The sequence below is a fragment of the Sinomonas atrocyanea genome, from assembly GCF_001577305.1.
In the GTDB taxonomy this organism is placed as follows: domain Bacteria; phylum Actinomycetota; class Actinomycetes; order Actinomycetales; family Micrococcaceae; genus Sinomonas; species Sinomonas atrocyanea.
The window spans coordinates 167,927-192,281 of record NZ_CP014518.1 but is presented as its reverse complement, the minus strand read 5'-3'; the positions used below and the strand labels follow the sequence as shown (position 1 = coordinate 192,281).

At 71.6% G+C, this 24,355-nt stretch carries 23 protein-coding genes; 4 read left to right on the top strand and 19 right to left on the bottom strand.

The genetic code is table 11. The features are described 5' to 3' along the window. Window positions 1-144: 144 nt before the first annotated feature. From SA2016_RS00930 to SA2016_RS00910, 5 genes are all read right to left on the bottom strand, one after another. Window positions 145-600 carry a DUF4383 domain-containing protein gene (locus tag SA2016_RS00930; RefSeq protein WP_066494402.1) on the bottom strand — a complete coding sequence of 152 codons (456 nt, stop codon included), beginning with the start codon at window positions 598-600 and terminating at the stop codon, window positions 145-147. A 136-nt stretch (window positions 601-736) separates the two neighbouring features. Beyond that, on the bottom strand, window positions 737-1,633 hold the full coding sequence (locus tag SA2016_RS00925) for an anti-sigma factor (RefSeq protein WP_066494400.1): 897 nt from the start codon (window positions 1,631-1,633) through the stop codon (window positions 737-739). Beyond that, entirely contained in the window at window positions 1,626-2,147 is a 522-nt protein-coding gene (gene sigK / locus SA2016_RS00920) for an ECF RNA polymerase sigma factor SigK (RefSeq protein ID WP_066494398.1), read from the bottom strand. The genes SA2016_RS00925 and sigK overlap by 8 nt, the downstream gene beginning before the upstream one ends. 175 nt (window positions 2,148-2,322) lie before the next feature. Then, on the bottom strand, window positions 2,323-3,030 hold the full coding sequence (locus tag SA2016_RS00915) for a fasciclin domain-containing protein (protein ID WP_066494395.1): 708 nt from the start codon (window positions 3,028-3,030) through the stop codon (window positions 2,323-2,325). Between the two features lie 102 nt (window positions 3,031-3,132). Beyond that, complete coding sequence (locus SA2016_RS00910) at window positions 3,133-3,858, bottom strand: DUF72 domain-containing protein (protein ID WP_066494389.1); 726 nt, start codon at window positions 3,856-3,858, stop codon at window positions 3,133-3,135. 52 nt (window positions 3,859-3,910) lie between these two features. Here SA2016_RS00910 and SA2016_RS00905 point away from each other — a divergent pair, with 52 nt between their 5' ends. Further along, window positions 3,911-4,597, top strand: a complete 687-nt coding sequence (locus SA2016_RS00905; RefSeq protein ID WP_066494385.1) for an HAD family hydrolase — start codon at window positions 3,911-3,913, stop codon at window positions 4,595-4,597. A 61-nt stretch (window positions 4,598-4,658) separates the two neighbouring features. On the opposite strand, the gene SA2016_RS00900 is transcribed toward SA2016_RS00905, so the two are convergent. Continuing rightward, the gene (locus SA2016_RS00900) at window positions 4,659-4,847 is read right to left on the bottom strand and encodes a hypothetical protein (protein ID WP_066494383.1); all 189 of its coding nucleotides are present in this window, start codon (window positions 4,845-4,847) and stop codon (window positions 4,659-4,661) included. 210 nt (window positions 4,848-5,057) lie between these two features. Here SA2016_RS00900 and SA2016_RS00895 point away from each other — a divergent pair, with 210 nt between their 5' ends. Then, the gene (locus SA2016_RS00895; protein ID WP_174835446.1) at window positions 5,058-5,996 is read left to right on the top strand and encodes a 5'-3' exonuclease; all 939 of its coding nucleotides are present in this window, start codon (window positions 5,058-5,060) and stop codon (window positions 5,994-5,996) included. A 19-nt stretch (window positions 5,997-6,015) separates the two neighbouring features. Here the strand turns inward: SA2016_RS00895 and SA2016_RS00890 are convergent, their stop codons facing one another. Genes SA2016_RS00890 through SA2016_RS00855 form a run of 8 tightly spaced genes read right to left on the bottom strand, consistent with a single transcriptional unit; the run spans window position 6,016 to window position 16,357 of the window. Next, entirely contained in the window at window positions 6,016-8,757 is a 2,742-nt protein-coding gene (locus SA2016_RS00890) for a glycoside hydrolase family 38 N-terminal domain-containing protein (RefSeq protein ID WP_066494379.1), read from the bottom strand. Between the two features lie 2 nt (window positions 8,758-8,759). Next, window positions 8,760-9,893: a Gfo/Idh/MocA family oxidoreductase gene (locus SA2016_RS00885; RefSeq protein ID WP_066494377.1), complete on the bottom strand. Its 1,134-nt coding sequence runs from the start codon at window positions 9,891-9,893 to the stop codon at window positions 8,760-8,762. Next, window positions 9,890-10,801 (bottom strand): TIM barrel protein, encoded by a 912-nt coding sequence (locus SA2016_RS00880; protein WP_066494375.1) that lies wholly within the window; start codon window positions 10,799-10,801, stop codon window positions 9,890-9,892. Before SA2016_RS00880 ends, SA2016_RS00885 begins: the two co-directional genes overlap by 4 nt. 50 nt (window positions 10,802-10,851) lie before the next feature. Further along, window positions 10,852-12,054, bottom strand: coding sequence for a CehA/McbA family metallohydrolase (locus SA2016_RS00875; protein ID WP_218030625.1), 1,203 nt, complete (start codon window positions 12,052-12,054; stop codon window positions 10,852-10,854). Then, window positions 12,033-13,127 carry an ABC transporter ATP-binding protein gene (locus SA2016_RS00870; RefSeq protein WP_218918322.1) on the bottom strand — a complete coding sequence of 365 codons (1,095 nt, stop codon included), beginning with the start codon at window positions 13,125-13,127 and terminating at the stop codon, window positions 12,033-12,035. The genes SA2016_RS00875 and SA2016_RS00870 overlap by 22 nt, the downstream gene beginning before the upstream one ends. Then, on the bottom strand, window positions 13,127-13,999 hold the full coding sequence (locus SA2016_RS00865) for a carbohydrate ABC transporter permease (protein WP_084249209.1): 873 nt from the start codon (window positions 13,997-13,999) through the stop codon (window positions 13,127-13,129). The genes SA2016_RS00870 and SA2016_RS00865 overlap by 1 nt, the downstream gene beginning before the upstream one ends. Continuing rightward, window positions 13,996-14,961, bottom strand: coding sequence for a carbohydrate ABC transporter permease (locus tag SA2016_RS00860; protein WP_229710929.1), 966 nt, complete (start codon window positions 14,959-14,961; stop codon window positions 13,996-13,998). Before SA2016_RS00860 ends, SA2016_RS00865 begins: the two co-directional genes overlap by 4 nt. Further along, the gene (locus tag SA2016_RS00855; protein ID WP_066494371.1) at window positions 14,936-16,357 is read right to left on the bottom strand and encodes an extracellular solute-binding protein; all 1,422 of its coding nucleotides are present in this window, start codon (window positions 16,355-16,357) and stop codon (window positions 14,936-14,938) included. Before SA2016_RS00855 ends, SA2016_RS00860 begins: the two co-directional genes overlap by 26 nt. Before the next feature lie 181 nt (window positions 16,358-16,538). Between SA2016_RS00855 and SA2016_RS00850 the strand changes: the two genes are divergently transcribed. Both SA2016_RS00850 and SA2016_RS00845 read left to right on the top strand, forming a co-directional pair. Beyond that, a complete protein-coding gene (locus SA2016_RS00850; RefSeq protein WP_169803030.1) occupies window positions 16,539-17,768 on the top strand; it encodes an ROK family transcriptional regulator in 1,230 nt (409 codons plus the stop codon). Between the two features lie 173 nt (window positions 17,769-17,941). Beyond that, the gene (locus SA2016_RS00845) at window positions 17,942-18,955 is read left to right on the top strand and encodes a YeiH family protein (protein WP_066494366.1); all 1,014 of its coding nucleotides are present in this window, start codon (window positions 17,942-17,944) and stop codon (window positions 18,953-18,955) included. A 5-nt stretch (window positions 18,956-18,960) separates the two neighbouring features. Here the strand turns inward: SA2016_RS00845 and SA2016_RS00840 are convergent, their stop codons facing one another. The 5 genes from SA2016_RS00840 to SA2016_RS00815 form a co-directional block, all read right to left on the bottom strand. Further along, complete coding sequence (locus SA2016_RS00840; RefSeq protein WP_066494364.1) at window positions 18,961-19,686, bottom strand: aspartate/glutamate racemase family protein; 726 nt, start codon at window positions 19,684-19,686, stop codon at window positions 18,961-18,963. A 112-nt stretch (window positions 19,687-19,798) separates the two neighbouring features. Then, a complete protein-coding gene (locus SA2016_RS00835; RefSeq protein ID WP_229710930.1) occupies window positions 19,799-21,271 on the bottom strand; it encodes an NCS1 family nucleobase:cation symporter-1 in 1,473 nt (490 codons plus the stop codon). 218 nt (window positions 21,272-21,489) lie between these two features. Beyond that, the gene (locus SA2016_RS00830; RefSeq protein ID WP_066494357.1) at window positions 21,490-22,134 is read right to left on the bottom strand and encodes a nucleoside/nucleotide kinase family protein; all 645 of its coding nucleotides are present in this window, start codon (window positions 22,132-22,134) and stop codon (window positions 21,490-21,492) included. Between the two features lie 299 nt (window positions 22,135-22,433). Then, window positions 22,434-23,438: a homoserine dehydrogenase gene (locus SA2016_RS00820; protein WP_066494354.1), complete on the bottom strand. Its 1,005-nt coding sequence runs from the start codon at window positions 23,436-23,438 to the stop codon at window positions 22,434-22,436. Further along, the gene (locus SA2016_RS00815) at window positions 23,435-24,202 is read right to left on the bottom strand and encodes a FadR/GntR family transcriptional regulator (protein WP_066494352.1); all 768 of its coding nucleotides are present in this window, start codon (window positions 24,200-24,202) and stop codon (window positions 23,435-23,437) included. Before SA2016_RS00815 ends, SA2016_RS00820 begins: the two co-directional genes overlap by 4 nt. Window positions 24,203-24,355: the final 153 nt, after the last annotated feature.

The window sequence follows — 24,355 nt, the reverse complement described above, 5'->3', positions numbered from 1 at the left end:
CAGGGGCCGCCCCAGGGCGCGTCACGTCCTGAAGGTCACCTCCCGGGGGTCAAAGGCAGGACAATGACCTTCAGGAGGTGACCTTCAGACGGAGGGGCGGGCGGCCGGGGCGCTCTCGGCTCGCCACGGTTGTGGCGGCCCGTCTCAGCGGCGGGCAGCCGACGCCTGGCGGGAGGCCGTGCGCCCGAGGACCAGGCCGATCACCAGCATGCCGACGCCGAGCAGGAGGTGCAGCCCGTTGTCCGCGGCGTTGAGCGGGACGAAGTTGCCGGCCGACTCGCCGCCGAACACGAGGCCGTAGACGAACAGGACGAGGTAGATCGCGCCGCCCCAGACGAGGAAGCCCTTGGAGCCCGCCGCCGAGCGGGCGAGCGCGAGGCCGGCGATGCCGAAGAGCAGGTGGACCACGTTGTGGAGCACCGAGACCTGGAACAGGCCGAGCAGGTACGCGTCCGAATGGTGGCCCGCGAAGCCGAGGCCCGAGCCGGAGGTGATGCCGGGGATGAAGCCGAGCACCCCGACGAGGAGGAAGACGGCACCGACGACGGTCGCGGCGACCTGGACTGCGGTGCGGCGGTTCGAGAGGACTGAGGTGGACATGGTGTCTCCTTGTGAAGGTCCCCGGCGTGCCGTCTGACGCGCCGGTGCGGTGTTCCCGCACCAATAGTTCGGAGGGCCCGCGCAGACGGATTGGACCAATCTGCGCGAGCCCTCCGGAAGGGGGTCGCCGAGGAGGCTACGAGAACTGCTGGACGACGATCGGCGCGGTGGTGGGCTGCTTCGATCCGCCCGCCGGCTCGACCGTCACGCCGAGGACCGTCGAGGATCCGATACCGCCGGGCAGCTCGTTCCACGTGGACCCGGTGCCCTTCACGAGGCCCGCGGGCTTCATCGTGCCGGACGCGTCGCCGAGCCACAGCTCGTAGACATGCCCCTGGGCGGGCTGCGGCAGGCCCAGCGTCACCACGCCGGCCACCGCGTCCTGCCGTGAGTGGGCGAGGACCAGGGTCCCGCCGCCGGGCACGCTGACCTGTTGGACCTTGGCATCCGGGGCGGCGAGGATCCGCCCCATCACCGTTCCGGGCGCGTCCGCGGCGAGGGCGAGCTGCCGGAGGGCATCGTCGCGCTGCTGCTGGGCACGGATGGCCCACGCGCCGCTCACGCCGGCCACCACGAGGAGTGCAGCCGCCGCGGCAGCGAGCCACCGGGTGGAGACGGGAAGGCGCAGCGCACGACGGCGGTGCTCGCCGAGGTCGGCCACCGTCGCCTCGGCGGGGGGCGCCGGGGTGTAGGGACGTGACCCCGCGACGCTGGGACGTGACCCCGCGACGCTGGGACGTGACCCCGCGTCTGCGGGAGCTGACCCCGCGTCGCGGGCGGCGGGGCGGGGCTCCTCGACGGCGTCGAGCTGCGGCGTGACAGCGATCTGCGCCATGAGGCGGGCCTTGAGGTCCGGCGGCGGCGCGACGGGGGTCGTGCCCGCGGCGAGCAGGGCCGCGGTCTCGGCGAGCTCGCGCGCCTCCTCGGCCGTCTCGTCGCCGAAGCCGAGGGTGTGCTCGAAGCGGCGGCGCTCCTCGTCGTCGAGCGCGTTGAGGGCGTAGGCACCGGTCAGCAGGTGCAGCTGATCATCCATGGCTCACTCCCAACACGTCTCTCAGGCGGATCATTCCGTCGCGGATTCTGGTCTTCACGGTGCCCAGGGGAAGCCCCAGGGCGGTGGCGACTTCCCCGTAGGTGTAGCCGCCGTAGTAGGCGAGCCGGATCGCCTGCTTCTGCACCTCGGTCAGGGATTCGAGGGCCCGGTTGACCCGGTCGCTCTCGAGGGCCACCTCGACGCGGTGCTCGACGTCGTCGTAGCTCTCCTGGAATTCCTTGATGCCCTGCCGCAGGTCCCGGTCCGCCGCGGCCTGGGCGGCGCGGACGCGGTCCACGGCCCGGCGGTGCGCCATGACGGTGATCCAGGCGCGGGCGCGGCCGCGGTCGGCGTCGAACCTCTTGGCCTGCTGCCAGACCTCGAGGAACACCTCCTGGGTGACCTCCTCGGCCTGGGCGGGGTCGCGGACCACGCGCAGCACGAGGCCATGGACGAGCGGGGCGAGGGCGTCGTAGAGCTGGCCGAAGGCCGCCTGGTCCCGCGCGCCACGCAGTCCATGAGGTCGTCGAGGTCCGGGGCGGGCGCCCCGGCGTAGTGGTCCGGCATGTAGACCACTGTCTCACGAAGAGCCATGCCCTTCCTCACCTCCTGCAGCTGTGGGGCCGCGCGCCGACGGCGGGCCGGGCAACCAGCACGCCCGGCCCGCCGTCGGTGGCTGTTCTGGTGTGCTACTTCGCCGGGGGCATCAGCACGGAGTCGACGAGGTACACGGTGGCGTTGGCCGTGTGCACGCCGCCGCAGACCACGTTGGCGCCGTTGACCTTGAGGCTGTTCCCCGAACCGGTGACGGTGACGTCCTGGCCCTCGACCGTCTTGTGGGTGCCGGCGATCGAGTCAGGCTCGATCTGGCCCGGGACCACGTGGTAGGTGAGGATCTTCTTCAGCGTCGCGTCGTCGGTCTTGAGCGAGTTGATGGTGGCCGGGTCGATCTTCGCGAACGCGCTGTCCACCGGGGCGAACACCGTGAACTGGCTCGAGTCGAGGGTGTCGACCAGGTTGACCTTGGGGTTGAGCTTGCCCGAGACCGCCGAGGTGAGGGTGGTCAGGAGCGGGTTGTTGGACGCGGCGACGGCGACCGGGTCGGCGCTCATCCCCTGGACCGACCCTGGCCCGGAGGGATTGGCCTTCGCGTAGTCGGCGCAGCCGGCGCCCACGAGGTTCGCGGCCGGGTCGGCGCTCATGCTGCCCGAGGCCATCGGGCTGCTCATGCCGCTCGCGCTCGGCGTCGTCATGCCAGCCGCGGCGCTGGCGGGTGCGGACGACGACGAGCCGCCGGCCGCCGCCGTCGACCCGCCGCAGGCGGAGAGGCTGAGCGCGGAGACCGCGGCGAGCGCGGCGAGGCCCACAACGGCGGGGGTGCGATGGGTGGTCTTCATGGCTTCACTCCTGTTCGAGGTTGGCATGCCGTCGAAGGTGGCGTGCACCTGTAGTTCGGAGCGGCTGCGAGGGCGGATTGGACCGGCGTCGAGGAGGTCCGTTCAGCCCAGCAGCGAGCGCAGGGTGAAGGCGTTGCGCACGGCGTTCCCGCCGCCGTCGTTGTTGAAGTAGGCGAACACCTCGTGTCCTGCGGCGTCCCACTCCCGGATGCGGCCGGCCCACCAGCCCAGGTCAGCGTCGGAGTACGAGCCGGCGTAGAGGTGCCCGTGGTCGGGGCCGTGCAGGCGCACGTAGACGTGCGGGGCCGTCGCCTCGAGGATGCACGGCAGGCCGGCGCCGCTCATGACGCAGTACGCCGCGCCGTGCCGGCGGAGGATGTCGAAGACGCCCGGGTCGTGCCAGCTCGGGTGGCGGAACTCGACCGCGGTGCGGATCCAGGGCGGCAGGGTGCCGAGGAACCAGTCCAGCCGGGCGTCGTCCCGGGCGTGGTGGGGCGAGAGCTGGACTAGCAGCACGGCCCGGCGCGGCCCCAGCTCGTGCCATGAGTCCGCGATGCGCCCGGCCCAGGCCTCGGGCGCGTAGAGGCGCTTGGCATGGGTCAGCCCGCGCGGGGCCTTGACCGAGAGGAGGAAGCCTTCGGGGAGCCGACGGCGCCAGCTGGCGAACGCCGTCGTGCGCGGCCAGCGGTAGAAGCTGGCGTTGAGCTCCACGGTGGAGAACGCCGCGGAGTAGATGCCGAGGCGGTCCCAGGGGCGGGTGCGCGGCGGGTAGAGGGCGTGCTCCCAGTGGTCGTAGCTCCAGCCCGACGTGCCGATGTGCCAGCCCATGGTTCCGAGCCTAGCCAGATTGGCCGGGGGCCGCCGGGGGTAGGGAAGGGCCATGGCTACCTCGCTTCGCGGCGTCCTCTTCGACGTGGACGGCACCCTCGTGGACTCGACCTATTTCCATACGCTCGCCTGGTGGCACGGGTTCCGCCGCTTCGGGCACGACGTGCGGATGAACGAGATCCACCGCCTCGTGGGGATGGGCGGGCAGAAGATCGTGGAGCGCCTGCTCGGGCCGGAGCGGGACGCGTCGCAGGACAGCGAGATCCTGGACACCCATGCGGCGGTGTTCTCCACGTTCTGGCCCCACCTGCGGCCCTTCGACGGGGCCCGCGACCTGCTGGGGCGCTGCAAGGAGGCGGGCCTGTCCGTGGTCCTGGCGTCCTCGGCCCGCGAGCAGGACCTCTCCGTGCTGCGCTCGGTGGTGGACGCCGAGGGGTCGGTGGACGCGGCGACCAGCTCGGCCGATGCGGACGAGCCCAAGCCCGCGCCGGACATCCTCGAGGCGGCGCTCAGGGCCGGAGGGCTGGAGGCATCCGAGGTCGTGTTCGTGGGCGACGCCGTCTGGGACGTGCAGGCCTCTTCAGCGCTGGGCATCCCGACCATCGGGCTCGCGTGCGGCGGGTACAGCGCCGCCGAACTCGAGGAGGCGGGCGCGGCCGAGGTCTTCGCCTCGCCCCGCGAGCTCCTGGTCGGGTTCGGGGGCAGCCTGATCGGGCGCGGGCTCTCCGCGGCAGAGTAGGCGCGGCTCTCGTAGCGCCGCGGCGCTCCCGCTCAGGCAGCAGGGCGCGTGGCTCGTCGACTCAGCCCGACCAGATGTCTCCGGCGGCGAGGCGCACGATCTGCTCCATAGCCGTCTGCGTGCTCATCCCCGCCTTGACCAGGGCGTGGAGCGCCTGCTCTTCTCGACGTCCGAGGTCCGGGGCCTTCTGATGTCGCGCCGTTGCGGGCCGACCCCCCGAGGCTGACGGTGATTCCACGGTGATCGCCATTGATCTCCTCAATTCTGTGAACATCCAGCGTGCCGACACCGAGCAAGGAAACGGGCCAGCTCCGCTGTTTGGAGCCCTGGCCCGGTCATGCCTTGCGCATGGTGCGCGGTGACGGTCGCATGACAATATCAGTCATATCCGTCCGCCGCCAGAGGCGTTTCGACCCTAGCCAGGACTCCGCCCCGCGCCACGTCCGTGTCAGGATGGGCTATGACCGAGCGCCTGATGCTCCTCGACACCGCCTCGCTGTACTTCCGTGCCTTCCACGGCGTGCCCGAGACGATCAGGCGGGAGGACGGGACGCCGGTCAATGCCGTCCGGGGCCTGCTGGACATGATCGCCCGGCTCACCGCGGACTTCGGCGCCACGCACCTCGTGGCGTGTTGGGACGACGACTGGCGCCCCCAGTGGCGCGTCGACCTCATCCCCTCCTACAAGGCCCACCGCGTGGAGCGGCAGGTCGCGGACGGCCCCGACGTCGAGACGGTCCCCGCGGGGCTCGTCGCCCAGGTCCCGCTGATCCGCCACGTGCTGGGCCTCGCCGGGATCGCCGTCGTCGGTGCCCCCGAGCACGAGGCGGACGACGTCATCGGCACCTACGCCGCGCGCGCCGAACTGCCCGTGGACGTGGTGACCGGCGACCGCGACCTCTTCCAGGTGGTCAGCGACGCCCGCGGCGTGCGCGTCGTCTATACCGCCCGCGGCATGAAGAACCTCGAGACCGTCACCGACGCCGTGGTGGTGGACAAGTACCGCGTGCTGCCCGAGCAGTACGCCGACTACGCGGTGCTGCGCGGCGACGCCTCGGACGGGCTGCCCGGCGTGGCGGGCATCGGCGAGAAGTCCGCCGCGACCCTGCTCGCCCGCTTCGGCACGCTCGAGGGCCTCCTCGAGGCGGCGGAGGACCCGGCCAGCGGGCTGCCCGCCCCGATGCGGGCCAAGCTCGCCGCCGCCGCGGACTACCTGGACGTGGCGCCCGCGGTGGTGAACGTGGTCCGCGACCTCGACCTCCCCACGCTCGACGCCGCCGCGGCGCGGCTCCGCGCGGTCGACGGCGGCCCCCGCCGCGAGCTCGAGGGGCTCGCCGCCGCGTGGAACCTCGGCGGCTCGGTCAAGCGCCTGCTCGCGGCGCTCGACCGGCACGGGTGACCGGCGGGAGAGACGTCCTTCAGGAGAGCCGCACGGTCCGGATCTCCCAGGGCTGCAGACGGAGCGCGAGGCGCCCCTCGGCGGCCGTGTCCTCGAGCACCGCTCCCGTCAGGTCGACGGTGGCGGCGCGGCAGAAGGTCCCCGAGAGGACCGCGTCCTCCGGCTCGTCCGCGAAGAGCACGAGCCTGGCCTCCAGCGCTCCGCCGACCCGCCGGAGGCTCGTCAGGCGGGTGCCGTGGCCCTCGAGCCGCAGCCCCTCCGACGGCCGGGGCAGCGTCCCCCCGCGGCCCCCGAGACCGCGCACCGCGGCCACCGGGGAGGTGAAGAGTTCAGAGAGCCGGACGGCCCCCGCCTCGGACCAGCCCTCCGCCGAGGGGACGACGGCGAGCTCGATGCCCACCTCGGCGCCCAGCTCCTGGGCGCCGGGAACGGGGATCTCTGCCGCAGCCGGCTCGTCCCGGAGGGGGTGGACGTTGACGCTCATCGATCCGACGGCCCGCAGCACGGTCAGGGCGATCTCGCAGGCGTCGACGATCTCGTATTCGGTCGCCTCCCGGACGAGCACCGTGGCCGGGCCGGCCGAGATGAACCGGTAGGCGGGGAAGGTCGGAAGGGGATGCTCGCCGCCTCCGCCCTCGGCCGTGAGACCACGCCGCGTCACGGCGAACTGGCCCTCCGAAGCCGAGCCCGAGACAGATTCCGGCAACGGAATATGCAGGCGCAGACGGTGGTCGGCCGCCGGGTTGCGGAAGCGCACGGAGAGGCGGACGAACGGCTCCCCGCGCCGGAGCTCCACATCCATCACCACGGGGACGTCCACCGTGTCCTCGGACCGGCCCCCGGTTGCGGGGTCGAGCGCCCGGGGCCAGGCGTAGTGGCGGACTACCCGGATGACCGCGCGGAGCGGCCCCTCCTCGAGCACCTCCACCCCCACCTCGGACGGGCTGCTGACCAGGAGGTCCCTGGCTGGGGGCCCGTAGTTGTACGTGTCGCCGCTGTCGCCGCCGTCGACCAAGGCGCCTACCCCGCGCAGCATCGTCCCGTCGGCCGCGCTCACCGTCAGGGTGCCGTCCGCCTCGATGGTCGCGGTGACGGCGCCGTTGGCGAGGCCGCCGTCGACGCAGCGGACGCCGCCGGGGCACGCGACCTCGGTCCCCGGGCGCACGCGCAGCGCGGTGGTCCCGGAGGCGGGCACGGGCACGTCGACGAGGACGCGGGTCCGGCGCTGGGCGAGGATCCTCAGCTGCCACGGGCCGGGGCTGCTGCCCACCGCGGCCTCCAGCGCGGAGGCGAACTCGGCGATGTCGAACACCGGCGCGGCAGGGACCTCGGCCACGGAGAACTCGAGGAGCCCCGGCTCGATGCGGTAGGCGTCGATCAGCTGGCCGAAGAGCTCGCGCCCGTGGATACGGTTCATCACGCGTGCCACCAGGACGGAGGCGTCCATCGTCTCGTCTCCGAGCACGGTGGGCAGCTCGCCGACGGGCTGCGCGGGAAGGATCGCCCCGTCCGCTGTCTCGGCGACGAGGGGCGCGTCCGCGTTCCCGCGGGCGATGGTCAGCTCGACGAGGCCGGGGCGGGGGAACGGCAGCGAGTTGACCACCGAGAAGGCATCCTCCGGGACGTCCCGGGTCACCCGCGAGAGCACGTCATCGCGGACCGAGCGGGCCAGCTGGGCGGCCTCCTGGAGCCGCGCGTCGACCTGCAGCACGGTCTCGTCCGTCCCTGAGCCGACCACGGAGTCGTGAGCGCTCGACTCGATGATCCGGCGCCAGGCCATCCCCAGATAGGGTTCGAAATCGGCCGCCGTGTGGGCTGCCGCGAGCCGCTCTGCCTCGAGGACCAGCGATTCGGCGCGGCTCATCGCCGTCTTCAGCCCGCGCCGGATCGAGAAGACGCCGGGGAGGATGTTGCCGCGGGCGTGCGAGCGCAGCTCGCCCCGGATAGTGCGGGCGGGTCGGTCGGGGCCCAGCCCGCGGACGTAGTCCTCGAGCGTTCCGACCGTGATGGGGAAGGGCTCGTCCCCATAGCGGTCCACCCACTCCATGAGGCGTGGGTCCGGGGCCATGTGGTCGGTTCCGAGCATGCCCAGGATCGGGGCCCCGGCCCAGCGGGAGCGGGTCCGGTCGCGGTAGCCGGCCAGCGCAGCGGGGATCTTCTCGGGGATGGCCAGGAGGTCCAGGGCGTTGCCGTAGCCGTCGAAGAGGTACTCGACGCGCACCGCGGAACCGTCCGGGGACTCCCAGAGGAAGGAGTGCTCTGCCACCTCGGACGGCACCCCCCTCCAGAGGCTCGCATGCTCGATGCCAGCACGCCGGAGGATCTGCGGCATCTGGGCGACGTGCCCGAACATGTCGGGCAGGTAGCCGATCGCCATGCTGCCGCCGAGCGCCTGCGCGCCGGCCATGCCCAGCTGGAGGTTCCGGACGATCGTCTCGCCCGAGCAGAGGAACTCGTCGAGGAGGATGTGCCAGGGGCCGAGGGCGAGCTGGCCGCGGGCAACGGCGGCCGCGACCCGTTCCCGGCTCTCGGGCCTGATCTCGAGGTAGTCCTCGATCGCAGCCGTCTGGCCGTCGAGGGTGAACCGGAACCGGGGATCCGCCTCGGCCATCCCGAGCACCGCGTCGAGCACGGTGACGAGCCGGTAGCGGAACACGTGGAACGGCTCGTACCACTCGCGGTCCCAGTGGGTGTGCGGCACGAGGACGATCCCCGTCTCCGCGGCCTGGTCCTGGCCCCCTGCCGTGACGCTGCTGGTCATCGTCACGCCCCCGCCACCTCTCCCGCGGCCTCCATGCCCATCCCGTCCAGCAGCACGCGCATGATCTTCTGGGCCGTGCGCAGGTCGGTGGTCCCCTCGGGGATCCCGGTGGGCGGGGGCTGCTTCTGGGTCACCATGGCGTGGAACGCCTCCCATTCGGTCTCGAAGGCTTCGGTCACGTCGTTCCTTTCGCGGACGACGACGCCGGCGCCCTCGCGCTCGACGGTCCGCAGGCGCGTGGGGCTGTTGAGGAGGTAGGGCACGCCGAACGTGAGCTCGGCGCTCCCTTCCGTGTGATGGACCGTGACGGTCTCCCGGTACTCGGGGTAGTCCGCCATGTAGTGCCAGTTGAGGTGGAACCGGGCGCCCGAGCCCAGGGTTCCGGCGACCTCGATCGATCCCGGGTCGTCCTGGGGGGCCCAGTGGCGCACGGCCTCCACCGTCCGGAGGGGTCCGAACAGCGAGCGGACCAGGGCGATGTCGTGGATGAGGCTGCCGAGCACCACGTTGGCGTAGAGCCGGCGGGCAAGGTCGGGCGCTTCCCCGCCGAGGGCTGCGTCGAGGTGGGTCCGGTCGGCGTCCCGGAACCGCGCCAGGGCCTCGGCGGGAACGTCCCCCGCAGCCGGGCGGAGGTTCGCGTAGGCGAGCTGCGAGGCCCCGCTCGGGTGCAGGACCTCGACCCCGACGTACCGGACCCCCTCGGCCGGCGGCAGGGTGGAGCCCAGGGCGAGCACCGCGGGGTCGTACTCCTTCATGTAGCCGAGCAGGAGCATGGGGCGCCCCTGGGCCTCCTCGGCGGCGCGGAGCTCCTCCGCTTCCCGGACCGAGTAGGCGAGGGGCTTCTCGCACAGGACCGGGACCCCTTGGCGGATCGCGGCGAGGGCGTCGGTGCCGTGCGAGCCGGAGGTCAGGAGCACCACGGCGTCCAGGCTCTCCGAGTCGAGGAGCGCGGCGAGGCTCTCGTGCCGGTGCCCGGGCCCGATTCCGTACTGCTCGCCGATGCTCGCCCGGAGCGAGGGGGAGGCGTCGGCGACCGCGGCGATCTCGAAGAGGTCCCAGCGGCGTGAGAGGAGGGGCAGGTGGACGGACTGGGCGATGGCGCCGAGTCCGACGACTCCGATGCGGAGGACGGTCATGAGGGTATCCACTTCCTGAGGGCGTGTCGGTTGATGGCATGGTCGCGCTCGACGGCGCTGGGGTCCTCGCCGGGTCGGGGAACACGGTCCTGCTCGATGACGAGCCACCCGTCGTACCCCTGCCCGAGGAGTCCGCCCATGAAGCCGTCGACGTCGAGGTCGCCGTGCCCGAGCGGCACGAAGGCTCCGCGCGTCCAGACGTCACGGAGCGTGCCGCCGGTCTCTGCCACGGAACGGAGGACGTCGACGCGGGCGTCCTTGAGGTGCACGTGGTTGATCCGGTCCCCCCAGCGGGCGAGCGCGCCGACGGGGTCGCCGCCGGCGAGGAGGAGGTGGCCGGTGTCCAGGGTCAGGCCGACGTCGGTCTCCTCGAGCAGCCGGTCGATGTCCTGCGGCGATTCGATCCAGGTTCCGGCGTGGTGGTGGAAGGTCGGCTCGAACCCCCGGGCCCGGACGCGTTCGACGGCGAGCCGGATGTTGCGCGTCAGGCGGCGCCACTGGTCCTCGTCGAGTGCCGGCTGCCACCCGGTGCCGGGATGGCGGAGGACTCCGGACCCGCTGTCCGCGAGCGTCGGCAGGGCGGCGCGGGCCGTCCCGCCGGCCCCCGCCGCGGCCTCGGCGAACGCGTCGAGCACTGTCTCGAGGACCTCGAGGGCCGCGGGAAGACGCTCGTCCTCGGTGAACGGGAGGTCGATCCACCCGCCGGCGAGCGCGAGCCCGTGGCGTGCGAGCCGGTCGGTGAGCTCTCGGCCGCGGCCGAGGAAGCCGAGTGGTCCGAGGTCGATCCCGGTGTAGCCCTGGCGGGCCAGGACGGCGCAGAGCCCGTCCGGACCCGGGAGCGTGCCGCCCTCGGCGTCGCCGAGGGCGAAGAGGCCGAAGCTGACCGGGGCGCCAGCAATGTCGATCACGTCTCGTTCCTTCCCAGAGGTGGTGCCAGCGGCCCGCGGTGCGGACCCGTTCACTGGCTGATGGCGAGGATGCGGCGGTCGGGCGTCTCGAGGCGGTACGGGCCCACACCGTCGGGGAGCTCCTCGTGCGCGCTGCGGACCACGCGCCGTCGTCCGTCGAGCGTGACGAAGACCGTGCCCTCGGCGCCGACCGCGACCAGCTGCCCGTCGACGCGGAGCAGGAGCGGCCCGTCGGTCCCGAGGCTCACCGCGGTGCGCCCCTGCTTCAGGGCGTCGAGCACCGCCTCCTCGCCGGCGTCGTGGGCCGCCGCCCACGTTGTCGGCGCACCGACCGGGTGGCCGTCCTCGGGGCGGTGGAAGTCTCCGCCGCCGAGCGGGACGACGTCGGTCCCCCACGCGGTCCACCACGCCCAGATCCCGCTGTCGGCGGGCCGGGCGAGCCACGTCGAGTGCATGATCTCGGCGTGGGCCGGCCTGCGCGTCAGCGGCCACTGCCACGCGCAGTCGTCCGCGATCGGATGGTTGATGGAGAGGAACCCGCCCTGCTCCTCGGCCTGCTCGACCCAGCGGTCCGGGTGTTGGCGGAAGTCGACCCATCCGATGCGTCCGAAGGCGTTCGCGTGGCCGCGGGCGGTGGTGACCTCCTGGCCGGGCAGGAGCGTGATGCCGTACGCCGCCCCCGTGCCGGCGAGCTCGGCGAAGTGGCTGACGGTGTTGTGCTCCGTCACCGCGAGGAAGTCGAGGTTCCTTGCCGCGCCGTGGGCGGCCAGCTGCTTCAGGCTGAGCCGCCCGTCGGAGTGGAGCGTGTGGGCGTGGCAGTCCCCCGCGAACCAGGTGAGCCCGGACGACGACGGGAGGTCCCGCCGTCGTCCTCTCGCCTCCGATGCGGGGCGAGGGGGCGCCGGCTCGGGCTCCACACCGCCGGTGGCGGGGAGGTGGATGTCGAGGATCGCCTCGACCCCTTCCGCGGGAAGGCGATGGAGGCCGAGCACGACCTTCCACACGCCGTCCTCGAGCTCGCCTGCGAGGTAGCCGCCCGAGGCGCGCTCGGCAGTGATGACGAAGCGTTCCTTCGCCCCTCCCGACCAGCCGCGCCAGCCCCCGGGCCCCTCGCAGCCGAGGTCGATGACCGCCGACGAGGTGTCGTAGTCGAGGACTACCTCGAGACTGCGAGCGCCGTGGACCTCGAAAGGCACCTCGACGTAGGGGCCCTCGGCCTGGTCCTCGACCGTCAGCAGCCGACGGATCCGCACCTAGTCGCCGATCCGCACGCCGTCGGCGTCGAACAGCAGGGTCCGGCGCGGCTCGACCGTGACGCCGGCTGCGGAGCCGATCTCGGGCTCGAGGTCCTCCCCCACGACGGCCTGCACCATGGCTCCCTCGGGGAGCTCCACGGTGACGAGCACCGCGGCCCCAGGTTCTCGGCGACGGTCACCGTGCCCGAGAACTCGCCCTGGCCGGCCGGAACGAGTGAGAGGTACTCGGGCCGTCCTCCCCAGGTGACCTTCTGGCCCTCGGCGACCCGCCCGGCCGCAGCGGGAGGGAGCGGCAGCCGGTGCCGGCCGATGTCCACCGCGCCCGAGACGACGACGCCCTCGATGAGGTTCATTGACGTGGAGCCGACGAACGAGGCCACGAACGTGTTGGCGGGGCGCTGGAAGACCTCGCGCGGCGTCCCGAGCTGCTGGAGCCTGCCGGCCTTCATGATCGCGATGCGGTCGGCGAGCGCGAGGGCCTCGGCCTGGTCGTGGGTGACGAAGACGGTCGTCACGCCCAGGTCGAGCTGCAGCTTCTTCAGGAACGTGCGGGCCTCCAGCCGGAGGCGGGCGTCCAGATTGGAGAGCGGCTCGTCGAAGAGGAAGACCTCGGGGCGGCTCGAGACGGCGCGGGCCAGGGCGACGCGCTGCTGCTGGCCGCCCGAGAGCTGGCCGGGGCGGCGTTCGAGGAGACCGCCGAGGGAGAGCTTCTCGCTCACGGAGGAGGCCTGGGCGTGCCTCTCCTTGCGGCCGACCTTCTGGATCTTGAGCGGATACGAGATGTTGTCCGCGATCGACATGTGGGGGAAGAGCGCGTAGTCCTGGAAGACCATCGCGACGTGGCGCTGGCCCGGCTCGAGATCGGTCACGTCCCGGTCCCCGATCGTGATCGTGCCCGAGGTGGACTTCTCGAGCCCCGCGATGGTGCGCAGCAGGGTGGTCTTCCCGCAGCCGGAGGGCCCGAGCAGGGCGAAGAACTCGCCGTCCTCGATGGTGACGTCCATCTCGTCGACGCCGCGGACACCGCCGGGGTACTCCTTGATGAGCGAGCGTGTGGTGATAGCGGCCATCAGCCTTTGATACCTCCATGGAAGCGGAACCCGTAGCGCCTGCTGACGAAGAAGTACATGGCGACGACGGGCAGGGAGAAGAGCAGGGAGAAGGCGGAGATCAGGGCGAGGTCCGGCTGGCCGCCTTCGGTGTAGAACGTGTACATCACGACGGCGGCCGGGGACTTCGAGGGCGACCTCAGCAGGATGTAAGGCACCAGGAAGTTGCCCCAGACCTGCACGACCGCCCAGACGGCGATCGCCGCGAGGCCCGGACGGGCCAGCGGGACCACGACGTCCCACAGGATGCGCAGGGGCTTGGCGCCGTAGAGCCGGGCCGACTCCTCGTAGGACTTGGGGGTCGAGTCCATGAAGTCCTTGAGGATGAAGATCACCGTGGGCAGGATCCCGCCGCTGAGCACCAGGATGACTCCGAACTGCGAGTCGATGAGGCCGAGCTTGACCATGAGCAGGAACGTCGGGACCATCGCCGCGGTCCCCGTGATGATCGAGGAGAGCAGCAGCAGGGAGTAGAGCAGCACGTCCCGCCCCGGGATCCGCACCCGGGAGAGCGCGTAGGAGGACAGCGACCCGAGCACCAGGACGATGACCATCGAGCCGATCGCCAGGATCAGCGAATTCCCCAGCGAGGCCATCGCGTCCGCGTTGGCGAAGAGCACCGCGAAGTTGTGCAGGGTGAAGTCGGGCACCTTGACGTTGAGGCCCGGGTGGGCATCGAAGGGCGCGAACACGAGCCACAGCACCGGCAGGACGAAGAAGGCCAGGATCAGGGCGATGAAGACCGTCTTGCCGACGATGCCGATGAAGTGGCGCACCCGGTTCCGGGCGGCCTCCTCTTCGGGGGTGCGCACGGGAGCGGTGGCGGAGGTCATTTCTTCCTCTCCTTCAGCAGCCGCAGGTAGACGGTGGCGATGACGAGGTTGATGACGATCATGATCAGGGAGATCGCCGCACCCTGCCCGAGGGCCCCGTCGTTGAGGGCGAGCCGGTAGATGAAGATGGGCAGGATGTTAGACCGGTCATCCGGGCCGCCCGCCGTGAGCAGGTAGGGGGTGAACGTGTTGAAGGTCCACAGCGTGATGAGCAGGGTGTTCGTCAGGGCATGGCCGCGGATGTGCGGGAAGATCACGTCGCGGAACTGGGCGAAGGTCCCGGCCCCGGCCATCCGCGCCGTCTCGAGCTGGGACGGCGGGACCGAGGCGAGCGCAGAGCTGAACAGCATCATCGAGAACGCCGTGCCCACCCACGTGTTGAAGACGATGATGCATTGCAGGGGGTACTGCAGGAGCCAGGCCAGGTGGGCGGTGCCCAGGATCGAGTTGAGCGTGCCGTCGGTTCCGTCCAGCAGCGCGTACCAGAGGAAGGTCGTGACGGAGCTGGGGATGATCCACGCCAGCAGGACGAAGAACTCCACCACGGACCGCACGGTGCTGTTCAGCCGGGTCGCGAGCCAGGCGATGCTGAAGCCGAGCACCGACTGGCCGATGACGGCGGACCCGAAGACGAAGGCCAGCGTGAGCACGAGCGAGTTCGCGAAGCGGTCGTCCGAGAGCGCCGAGAGGTAGTTCTGGATGCCGACGAACTTGGGATGCAGGGCCGCCGAGCCACTGAGCCGGTAGTTGGTCAGGCCCAGATAGAGGGTCCACAGCGCCGGGAAGACGAGGAACACGCCGATGAGCACGAGGCTGGGGGCCACGAACGCCGCGGCCCGTGCCCTGCCGAGCCCGGCGACGTCCCCGTCGTCGGCAGCGCGCCGGGCCCGAGCCCTGACGGCCCCCGCGGGGGCCGCCGAGGGCGCGGCGAGCACGTCAGTTGAAGATCTTGTCGCTGCCACCGACGATCCCTTCCAGGGCCTTCTGGTAGTCGCTGGCCGCCTGGTCGGGCGAGCCGCCCGAGGCCACCTTGCCGGTCGCGGTCTGGATGGCCGTGGAGACCTGGGTGTAGTCGGAGGAGGAGGGGCGGTAGGCCGTGATGGGCAGCACCTCGGTGGAGATGAACTTCAGCAGGGGGTCGGACCCGAGGACCTGGGAGTTGACGTCGTCCCGCGGGGAGATCTGCGGGTTCGCGCCGATGCGCGCCTTGATGGCCTCCGGGGAGTTCATGAACTGGAGCAGGTCCCAGGCCTGCTGCGGGTACTTGGTGTTGGGGTTGATGACCTCGCCGGAGCCGCCGGACATGCTCACGAAGTCCTGTCCGCTGACGCCCTTGCCGGGGGCCTCGGCCGGGATCTTGGCCCAGCCGACGGCCGAATCACGGTCCTTCATCGGGTCGATGCCGGACTTGGGGTTGATGACCGAGCGCCACAGGTAGTCGCTCTCGATCATGATGCCGAGCTTGTCCTGCGAGAACTCCTGGAAGGACTTGTCGCGGCCCTTGGCGTCCTGTTGGAGGGCCGGGTCGCCGAGCTTGTCCGCGCCGTAGACCTTCGAGTAGAGGCCCAGCACGTCCCGGACGCCCTGGCTGTTGCCCTGCCACTTCCCGTCCTTGTAGATCGGCTGCCCGGTGCCCTCGAGCAGCGGCAGGAAGCCCTGGGTGGTGGTGGCCTCGGTCATGGCGGTCCCGGCGTTGATCTGCAGCGGGGTCACGCCGGGCAGCGACTTGAGCTTCGCGGCGGCGCTGAGGACGTCGTCCCAGCTCTTGGGCTGCCAGTCGGCCGGGAGGCCCGCCTGGGCGAAGAGCTTCTTGTTGAAGTAGATCACCCGGCCGTCGGTGCCGTCCGGGATCCCGTAGAGCTTGCCGTTGTACGTGGTGATCTGCTGGACGGCCGGCTTGATCTGCTTCCAGCCGTCCCACCCCTGGACCGTGGATCCGCCCACGAGGTCCTCCAGCGGCTTGATGTAGCCGGCGTCGGCGAGCTCGCCCACCCAGATGCCGTCGACGGCGACGATGTCGGCCCCGCGCCCGGTGGACAGGTCGAGCGAGATCTTGGTCTTGTAGGCCTGGTCGTCCACCCCGTTCGGCTGGAACGTGACCTTGGCGTTGACGCCCTTCGCCTTCTCGGCCGCCTCGAACTTCGGGATGACGTAGTTGGTGATCCAGTCCGCGCCCGTGGCGTTCTTGCCGCCGGAGATCGAGTTGCTCGTGATGGTGAGGGTGACGTCCTTTGCATCGGCGTTGAGGCTCGGCGAACTGCCGGCGCCGCTGCTCGTGCCGCCGCACGCTGCCAGAGCCAGCACGCCCACGATGGCGGCGCTTCCGCCCGCAAGGTACCTGGGCCAGATCTTCTTCATGGGAACTCCCTCGTTCTTCCTTACTTGACGCGCTGGGTGGCGCGGGGCGGACGGCTGCGATCGGCCTTCGATGCGGCAGTGAGCGCCGTCACATGCACTGGCGGGACCACGCTAGTCACACTGGCGCAACTTAGTCAACCTATTTGATATAGTCTGAGCACTCACACCGATGGAGGTGCGCATGCACAAGGGGTCCAATCTCGAGCGCGTCGGCAGGTACAACCTCACCGTGGTGCTCGATCTGATCCGGCGGTCCGGAGAGGGCCTCAGCCGCGTGCAGCTGGTCGAGTCGACCGGCCTGTCGACCCAGACCGTCTCGAACATCGTGCGCCGGCTCCTCGAGGAGGGCCTCGTGGCCGAGACCGGGAAGGTCGCGGGGAAGATGGGCAAGCCCCGCACCCTCCTCCGGATCGATGCGCTGAGCCGCTTTGCGGTGGGAGTGCACCTGGACCCCTCCGTCATCTCGTGCGTCCTCCTGGACCTCTCGGGCGCAGTGGCCGCCCGCTCGCACATCCCCATCCGCTCGGTCGCCGGGCCCGACCAGACCGTGCGCGTCATCGCGGAGGCCGTCGATGCCCTGATCGACAAGAGCGGCGTCGAGCGCGGGCGGGTCATCGGCGTCGGGATGGCCGCCCCGGGACCGATGGACGCCTCCGGCGGCGGGGTCGTCGGTCCGCCCCTGCTGACGGGCTGGGAGCGCGTCGACCTGTGCGAAGGGCTGCGCGGTGCCACCGGCCTGCCGGTCTTCCTGGACAAGGACTCCACCGCCGCGGCCCACGGCGAGCTCTGGATCAGCGGCGAGAGCGCCCCGCACGACTTCGCGTTCGTCTACCTCGGCACAGGACTCGGCTCAGGCCTGGTCATCAACGGCGAGGTGGTCCGGGGAAGCTCCAACAACGTCGGGGAGATCGGCCACTTCTCCGCCGGGATCGACGGGCCGGTGTGCAGCTGCGGCCGTCCCGGGTGCGTCGGGCTCACCACGATGCCGTCCTACCTCGTGGGGCGGGCCGTCGAGGCGGGCATCCTCGAACCGAGTGCAGGAGAGCCCGACCTGCAGGAGACCATGGCGCGCTTGCGCCTCCTCGCCGCGGAGGCGCGCGAGGGCAGCGCGGCGGCACGGGCGATCCTGCGGGACTCGGCGACGCGGCTGGCCCGGGCCGTCGAGGACATCGCCAGCCTGCTCGACCTCGAGCGCATCGTCTTCGGCGGGCCGTCCTGGCCTGCCGTCAGCGGCCTGTACCTCGCCGTGATGCGCGAGGCCCTCGCCGACCGGAAGGCCGTGGGGGCAATCCACCCCCTGGAACTCGTCGACTCGGCGCTGGCCGAGGACGTCGCGGCGGTTGGGGCCGGCTGCCTCGTGCTCAACGAGCTCCTGTCACCCCGCGCCGACGGGCTCCTGCTGGTCCCATGAGGAGCGTCTCGACCGGAAGGGACCACACCCATATCCCGAGCGCATGGGGCCCATATCCGAAAGCGGGCTACCGGTCTTCGGCCGCGGGCGGGAGAGTCAATGGAATGAAGCCCCCACACGTACTCCCGCACCACGATACGGCGACATCAGAGTCGGGCGGCAGTGCCACGTCAATGCGCGTCACACTCCTGCGCACGCTGCCGGGACTCGGCGTCGCGGCGGCGGTGGCCGCGGTCGCGACCGTGCTCGGCCAGCTCGTGCCCGTCATCGGCGGCCCCGTGTTCGGGATCCTCCTGGGGCTGCTCGCGGCGGCGGCCATCCGGCCCCTGCGGGGCGGCCTGTGGACGCCGGGGTACCGCGCGGCCGGCTCCCACGTCCTGCAGGGCTCCATCGTGGTCCTCGGCACGGGCCTGTCCCTCCAGCAGGTGGCCCAGGTGGGCGCCGGCTCGCTGCCGGTGATGCTGGGGACGCTCGCCGTCGCCCTCGGCGGCGCGGCACTGCTCGGCCGCGCGCTCCGCCTCGACGCGGACACGCGGACCCTCATCGGGGTCGGGACGGGGATCTGCGGCGCGTCCGCGATCGCGGCGACGACCGCCGTGATCAGGCCCAAGGAGGCGGACGTCGCCTACGCGATCGGCACGATCTTCACCTTCAACATCGCGGCCGTCCTCCTCTTCCCCGCGGTGGGCCACCTCCTCGGCCTCAGCCCGCACTCCTTCGGCCTGTGGAGCGGTACGGCGGTGAACGACACGTCCTCAGTCGTGGCCGCGGCCGCGAGCTACGGGGGCGGCGCGGAGTCCTACGCGGTGGTCGTCAAGCTCACCCGCTCGCTCATGATCATCCCCATCGTCATGGCCCTCGCAGCCCTGCGGGCCCGGCGGGAGCGCACGGACGGCCGCGGCGGCCGGGCCGGCGTGCCCTGGCGGCGCATGGTCCCGGCCTTCCTCGTGGGCTTCGTCCTCGCCGCGGCGCTGGAGACGGTGGGCGCCATTCCCACGGCGTGGCATCCCGGCCTCTCCGCGCTGGCCGCCTTCCTCATCACGGTGGCCCTCGCCGGGATCGGCCTCAACCTGCGCTTCGCCGAGATGCGCAGGGCCGGCCCGCGCCCGCTCCTGCTCGGGGGGATGCTCTGGGCCGCGGTGGCCCTGACGAGCCTCGGCCTGCAGTCGGTGACGGGGACGATCTGAGCCGGTCAGCGGACCGGGAGCGGCCAGCCCGTCACGGCCTTGGGGCGGGGCGCCGCGTAGGTGCGCACCTTGGAGGTGGTCAGCCCGAGCCGGACCAGGCCCTCCGCGACCGCCACCGCCGCCGCGACGCCGTCGACCACCGGCACCCCGCAGCGTTCGCGGATCTGCGCGTCGAGTCCGCTCATGCCGCCGCAGCCGAGCACGATCACCTCGGCCTTGTCGTCATAGACGGCGCTCTCGGCCTGGGCGACGATCTCCTTGACCGCACGCTCCGGGTCCTCCTCGAGCTCGAGGACGCCGAGGCCGGAGGCCCGTACCGAGGCGCAGCGCGCACCGAGGCCGGCCAGCTTGAGCCGGTCCTCGATCAGCGGCACGGCCCGGTCAAGGGTGGTGACTACCGAATACTTGTGGCCCAGGTACATCGCGGTCGCGGCGGCCGCCTCGGTGATGTCCACGATTGGCACGTCGAGGAGTTCCTGCAGGCCCTCGCGGCCGTGCTCGCCGTACCCCGCCTGGACCACCGCGTCGAACTCGCCCTCGTAGCGCATCACGGCGTCCATCACCGCGACCGCGGCGAGGTAGGACTCGAAGTTGCCCTCGCAGGAGTCGGCGCCGAAGCGGGGGGTGATGCCCACGATCTCCGTGCCCGGCGAGGCTGCGGCCCGGGCCGCCGCCGCGATGGAGTCGGTCATGGTCTGGGTCGTGTTGACGTTGGCGACGAGGATGCGCATCGGGGGTCCTTGGGTGGTGCTGGCTGGGGGAAGGCGAGGCACGACGGCGGCGGGCCAGCTCTGGGGGCCGGCCCGGCGCCGTCGTGCTCGTGGAGGCGGACGACCGGAAGGGTCAGTGGACGCTGGGGACGGCGATCGCCTCGCCGTCGACGTCCTCGAAGGTCTGCTTCCGGTCGGCCAGCGCGTAGAAGTTCACGGCCGCGATCCCCGCGCCGAAGAACCACGAGAACGAGCTCAGGGCGCCCAGGGCCGGGATGAAGGCGATCGCGAGGGCCACTGCCGCGGCGGGCACGAGGGCGGCGATGGCCTTGGGGTTGACGCCCTTGCGGTAGTGGTACGTGCCGTCGGCGTCCTCGGAGTAGAGGGCGGGGACGGAGACCTTGCCGCGGCGGACCAGCCAGTAGTCGGCCATGATCACGCCGAACAGCGGGCCCAGCAGGGCGCCGAGGCCCCCGAGGAAGTACACGATCACCACCGGGTTGTTGTAGAGGTTCCACGGCAGGATGAGCAGGCCGATGACGGCGGAGACAAAGGCCGCCCTGCGGAAGTTGAGCCTGCGGGGGAAGAGGTTGGTGAGCGCGTAGGTGGGGGCGACGAAGTTGGCCATGAGGTTCACCGCGACGGTCAGGACGAGGAGGGCCGTGCTCGCCGCGGCGAGGAGGAAGGTATTGGGGATCGAGGCGACCACGTCCGAGGGGCTCTCGATGAGGTGCCCGTCGATCTTGAACTGGGCCCCGGCGAGGACCACGCTGATGGCTCCGAAGAGGAGCATGTTGATCGGGATGCCCCAGAAGTTGCCCTTGACGATCGACTTCTTGGTCCGGGCCGAGCGCGTGAAGTCGCAGAAGTTGAGCACGAACGTGCCGTAGATCGAGACCCACAGGGCGCCGCCGCCGAGGATGTGCAGCCACATGTCGCCGCCGGAGAGGTCCTTGCCGGTGCTCCACGCGATGGAGAAGCCGGCCTTGGCGAACATCCAGACGGCGAGGGCGAGCATGGTGGCGAGGATGATGGGGCCGGCGAAGGCCTCGTACTTGCGGATCATCTCCATGCCGTAGGACACGATCACGACCTGGACGATCCACAGGAAGACGAAGGCCATCCAGCCGAGCGGGGACAGGCCGAGGATCGAGCCGTCGTCGAGCGGCCTGAGGCCGGGGAAGATGGCGATCACGAGGACGCGCAGCACCACCGAGGCCAGGTACGTCTGGATGCCGAACCAGGCGACGGCCACCCCGCCGCGGGTGAGGGCCGCGATCTGGGCGCCGTGGATGCCGAAGGCGATGCGGCTCATCACGGGGAACGGGACGCCGGTTTTCTGGCCCATGAAGCCGGAGAGGTTCAGGAGGGCGAAGAGGAGGACTGCGCCGACGCCGAGGGCCGCGAGGACCTGCCAGCCGCCGAGGCCGAGGGCGAAGAGCCCGATCGCGAAGGCGTAGTTGCCGAGGCTGTGCACATCGTTGGCCCACAGGGTGAAGATGCTGTAGGCGGTCCAGCTGCGCCCGGCGCGCTGGGTCGGAGCGAGGTCGGTGTTGTAGAGCCGGGGGCTGAGGCCCGCCGGAAGGGTGGCGGTGCCGTGGCCCATGGGCGCCTCCGCTTCGCCGTCGATGTTCAGCTGCTGGACAGCGGTGTCCGAAGTGCTGGTCATGTGGGGAACTCTCTGGTCTGGGATGGGGGTCTGCGCTCGAAGGGTGCGATCGCTTGTCCTTGGCGGGATGTGATCCCGATCTCTTTGGTATACCAAAGATAGAGGTCTCCCCAAGATTCCACAAGGGGGTTTTTTATTTCCGCACTGCGGAATAATCAGTCGGTACAGTCCTGCGCGGCGATGACGTAGTCCGCGCTGTCCCGGCCCGCCCTGATCAGGCGCGCATTGGCCTCGTCGGATCGGAGCACCCATTCGCGGGCCCGTTCCGGGTCCTTGCCGAACTCGATGTGCCGGCGGATGAGGCGGTCCACCCGGGTGACGGGTTCGGCGTCGAGGTACCAGACCTCCCGCAGCCGCGCCCGGGCAGCCGCCCACGGCGCCTCCCCCAGGAGGAGGTAGTTGCCCTCCGTGATGATCAGGCGTGCTTCCGGGGGGACCGCGATGGCGGCGGCGAGGGGCTGCTCGAGCCGGCGCTCGAACCCCGGTGCGTAGACCACGGACCCGGCGCCCGAGGCGATCCTGCCGAGCAGAGCGGCATACCCGTCGGCGTCGAAGGTCTCGGGCGCGCCCTTGCGGTCCAGGAGCCCGAGGCGCGCGAGCTGGACGTCGGCGAGGTGGAACCCGTCCATGGGCACGTGCGCCGCCCAGTCTGCGCCGTGTGCAGAGCGCAGGCGCTCGAGGATCTGCTCGGCGAGCGTGGTCTTGCCCGCCCCGGGCTCGCCGCAGATGCCCAGGATGGCCCGGCCGCCTTCCTCGGGGACGAGGGAGGCGGCGCGGCGGGCGAGCGCGTCGAGGGTCACGGGCGGTCCCCCGCCGCGGCAGCAGATTCGGACTCGAGCAGGTCCATGGGGCCAACCCTAGCCGCGTCGACCGCGTGCCTCGGCCGAATCTGGCCCGCGGGCCTCTACGGTCTTGGAGTGGCCACGGATGAGGAACTCGAGGGCCAGACGTCCATCGAGGAGGCGCTGGCGGACCTCGGCGAGCCCTGGACGGCCGAGGAGGACACCGACGAGCAGGACGCGCCCACTCTCTTCTGAGTGCTAGGCGGGGACGACCACCGAGGTCGCGAGCAGTCCCCTCGCGGTCGTCACGCCGCTGGTCACTGGCGCGCGGCCACCGCGTGCTCGATGTCCTTCAGCGCGGCGGCGGCGGTGGCGCGCGGGTCCGACGCTCCCCCGGTCACCGTCAGGGCGCCCATCTCCTCGGTGACCGCGCGAAGGCCCTTCATGCTCCCGCGGAGCTGGGCGAACGGGTGGTCCTGCCCGTAGAGGCGAAGCTCGACGCCGGCCCGGAACCCCCCGCCGTCGTGCTCGACGAAGCCGACGAGGCGCGGCGCGAGGCCCTGCGCCGCCCACCGCGCCATGTCGCAGGGGGTCACCGCGCCGATCCCCTCCCGCGGCAGACTGTCGAGTCCCAGGCCGGCATCGAGCACGGCGTTGGCGATGATGACCAGCTTGGCGGCGGTGTCCCAGCCGTCGAGGTCGAAGTTCGGGTCCGGCTCGGCGATGCCGCGCGCCTGGGCGAGCGCCACGGCGTCCGCGAGGCCGAGGCCGGCGGTGGCCATCTGGTCGAGGACGAAGGTCGTGGTGCCGGTCAGCACCGCCTCGAAACCCTCGAGCGTGGCACCGGCCAGACTGTGCGCCAGGAGGTCCACCGTGGGCAGCGCGGAGGCGGCCGCTCCGCTGAAGCGCAGGCTCCCTCCGTGGCCGGCGGCGAGGCGGAGGAGCCCGCGCAGGTCCAGGACGAGGGCGCCCTTGGACACCGCGATGACATCGAGGCCGCGGCCGAGGGCCCAGCGGAGGTAGCCCAGGGCCGGCCCACCGGTGCGGTAGTCGCTGGGGCCGGCCTCGATCAACACGTCGGCGCGGACGGCCTCGAGGAAGGCGTCGCCGGTGAGGCCCGGCACGAAGCTGCCGCGGGCGGCGAGCCGTTCGGGCGCGAGGCCCGCGGGATCGACGAGCCCGGCAGCCGAGCCGCAGACGCCGGTGATCCGCACGAGGACGCCATGGCGCTCCCGGTAGGCCGCGGTGCGGGCCTGCAGCATTCCGGCGATCTCACGGCCTATCCGGCCGTAGCCCGTGATCGCGACGTCGACGGTCCTCATGCCGGCAGGGCACCGGGGGACGGCGTGCCGCCCGGGGCGTGGAGCTCGCTGAGCTCCGCCATGGTGCGCGTCATGATGGCCCGCATGGCGGCGTGGGCGGCGTCGGGGTCCGAGCGCTGGATCGCGGCGGCCACGTCCATGTGGAGCTGGAGCGCGTCCGGGTGAGGGCGCGAGGGCATGAGGCCGAAGTGGGTGCGCCCGGCGAGGACCTCGGCGACGCTGGGGTGCAGCGCGGCGAACATCTCGTTGCCCGAGGCCGCGAGGATGAAGCGGTGGAACTCGGTGTCCACGCGCAGGAATCGTTCCGCGTCCGCGCTCTGGCCCGCGGCCCAGAGCTCGCCCGCGAGTTCGAGGAGCTCCGCGGTCTCGTGCTCGCCGGCGCGGGTCGCAGCCAGGCGGGCCGCCTCCGGCTCGACGGCGCCGCGCAGCTCGGTGAGCGAGCGCAGCTGGGCGAAGCGGCCCGCCGAGGCGAGCCGCCACTGGATCACCTGGGGTGCGAAGACGTTCCACTCGCTGGCGGGGAGGATCTGGATGCCCAGCCGGCGGCGCATGGCCACGAGGCCCATGGCAGCCAGGACCCTGAGCGCCTCGCGGACCACGGAGCGGGAGACGGCGTAGCGCTCCTCGAGCTCCTCGATCTGGATCACGCTGCCCTCGGCGAGGGTCCCCTCGGCGACCGCCGAGCCGAGGCTCTCCACGAGCTTCGTATGGAGGCCACCCGGTGCAGAGGGCCCCGCCGGACGCGGCGAACCGGTGCCTGCCATGGGCCTCCTTCCGGGTCGCGATCCCGTCATCGGGGACTCCCACATCATAGCTGTTGCAGAAGTCACGTCTTTAGATATGATCTAAACCTTGCCGGAACGGCAAAGAACAGATGTAAACACCATCGGGAGTGACTATGGCGTCAGCTCATGCGG